Raw genomic sequence first — 2,168 nt, 5'->3', positions numbered from 1 at the left:
GGATAGAGCTCGACGCGGAGTTGCTTCGGCAGGCGCTGCTCGATGCCCTGCTTGAAGCGCCGCATCCACTCATTGGACGCATCCCCGGCCACAGGGCTGCCAATCTTCATGATGAACGTCGGCTCGGCCGCTGTGGCCGGTGCTGCCAGCGTGCTTCCCAGGAGCCAGGACGAGGCCTGTCGGCGGTTGATGCTCATGTTCAGTCCGGCAGTGCAAGCAGGAGTTGGGGCCCCAGGAGCGACAGCGACGGGACGTAGGTCACGATGGCCAGGCCGATGAGGTAGACCCCGAGGAAGGGCAGGATGCTCCGATACAACAGCGGCAACTGCAGCCCAAGCGTGGACTGGGCGACGAAGAGATTCACACCGAAAGGTGGGGTGAACAGCCCAATCGCCAGGTTGACCGTCATGACGATGCCCAGGTGCAGCGTGTCGATGCCAGCCGATTGCGCGACTGGTACCAGCAGCGGCGCGAGCATCAGAATGGCCGAAATGGGGTCGAGCAGGCAACCGACCACCAGTAGCAGGATGTTGATAGCCAGAAGCAAAGCCCATGGAGAGAGTTCCCATTGGCTCACCCACGAGACCACGGCAACCGGAACCTGCTGGACTGTCAGCAGCCATCCGAACACATTGGCGCACGCCGCGATGATGAGCACCTGGCCGCAGAAGCGGATGGTGCTGGATGCGGCCTCGAACACGTCGCGCGCGCTGAGCTCGCGATAGACCAAGCGCGTGACCAGAGCGGCGTACGCGCATCCAAGCGCCGCCGCCTCGGTGGGCGACACCCACCCGCCGTAGATGCCCCCGAGCACGATGACCGGCGCACCGAGCGCCCATGTGGCACGACTGGCCGCGTGCCACAGCGAAGCAGCATCGAAGGGCCGACCTTTGCCGACGCCGCTGCGCCGCGCCGCCACGACAACGTAGACGGCCAGCAGGGCCGCCAGCAGCAGCCCGGGCAGCACCCCGGCGGCGTACAGGCGAGGCACGGACTCGTTGGCCGCGATGGCGTAGACAATCATCGGGATGCTGGGCGGAATCACGATGTCTATCGCACCGACAGTGGTGACCAGGCCGGCCGCGAAGGTGGGTGGGTAACCGGCCCGCAGCAAGGTTGGATGCATGATGCGTCCGATGGTGGCGACGGTCGCCGCGCTTGCGCCGGATATCGCGCCGAAGAGTGTGGCGCTGCCGACCGTGGTGAGCGCCAGATTCCCTGGAACCGGGCGCGCCGCGGCGTCGACGACGTCGATGAGGCGGCCGGCCAGGCTGCCGCGCCCCATCAACTCACCAGCGTAGATGAAGAACGGAATCGCCAGCAGAGCCAGCGAGTTGACGCCCGCGAACAGGTTCTGGTGAAGGGCGAGCAGCTGCAGGTCTGGCGAGAGGACCAGAGCTGCACAACTTGCGGCCAGGAGAACGGCGTAAATCGGAAAGCCCAGCACCAAGAGAGCGAAGGGCACGACAGTGAGCGCAAGACTCACTTCCGAGCCTCCGCAAGCTTTCGAGGAAGGCGCAGCAACTCGAGGGTCGTCATGAGGCCGAACCCCAACGTCACCGCCATGTGCGGCAGCCACATCGGCAGCCCGGCCATCTCGCTGCGTGCCCCGAGCGAGGCGATTCGCTCGACGTAGGTCAGCGAAACGACCGTGGCGAAGCCGCACAGGACGGGAAGCAGCACGGCCTCCATGGATTGAACGACTCGGCCAGCTGCCGCCGGCAATCGCGTGCGGATGACGTCCACACGCAGGTGGCTGTTCTGCACCGTCGCCAGCGCAGCGCCCATGAATGCCAGCCACACCAGCGCGTACTGCTGCAGCTCGTCACCCCAGACCATGCTCGTGTCGAGCAACGCCCGCAGTGCGGCGTTGCCGAGGTTGACAGCGAGCGCCAGCAGGAAGACCGTGGTCAGCCCAGCTTCGAGCCAGCGCTCTAGGCTGGAGCGCCCGGTGTCCAGTCGGCGCATCAACGCAAGGCCTCGACGGTCGACGTGAAGACGTAGCCTGCTCCACGTTCGGTCGCGATGAGCTCTTCACCGCCGTTGGCAGCCAGCTTGCGCCGCAGGCGGCCGACCTGCACGTCGATGGTGCGGTCGTAGACCTCGTCGTTGTGCAGTCGGGACAGGTCCAGCAGCCGTTCGCGTGGGAGCACCCGCTGCGGGGCGGC

General features: G+C 66.3%; 4 protein-coding genes. All 4 read right to left on the bottom strand.

The annotated features are described in order from the left end of the window. On the bottom strand, window positions 1-197 hold a 197-nt coding region (locus KF892_25120), incomplete at its 3' end, for a hypothetical protein (GenBank protein ID MBX3628293.1). Between the two features lie 2 nt (window positions 198-199). Next, a complete protein-coding gene (locus tag KF892_25115) occupies window positions 200-1,486 on the bottom strand; it encodes a TRAP transporter large permease (protein ID MBX3628292.1) in 1,287 nt (428 codons plus the stop codon). Further along, window positions 1,483-1,968, bottom strand: a complete 486-nt coding sequence (locus KF892_25110) for a TRAP transporter small permease subunit (GenBank protein ID MBX3628291.1) — start codon at window positions 1,966-1,968, stop codon at window positions 1,483-1,485. The genes KF892_25115 and KF892_25110 overlap by 4 nt, the downstream gene beginning before the upstream one ends. Further along, the coding region (locus KF892_25105) for a winged helix-turn-helix transcriptional regulator (GenBank protein ID MBX3628290.1) at window positions 1,968-2,168 on the bottom strand (201 nt) is incomplete at its 5' end. The genes KF892_25105 and KF892_25110, both read right to left, overlap by 1 nt.

The sequence above is a fragment of the Rhizobacter sp. genome, from assembly GCA_019635355.1.
Classification (GTDB): domain Bacteria; phylum Pseudomonadota; class Gammaproteobacteria; order Burkholderiales; family Burkholderiaceae_C; genus Rhizobacter.
The sequence above is the reverse complement of the archived record's forward strand: the minus strand, read 5'-3'. Positions and strand labels throughout refer to the sequence as shown.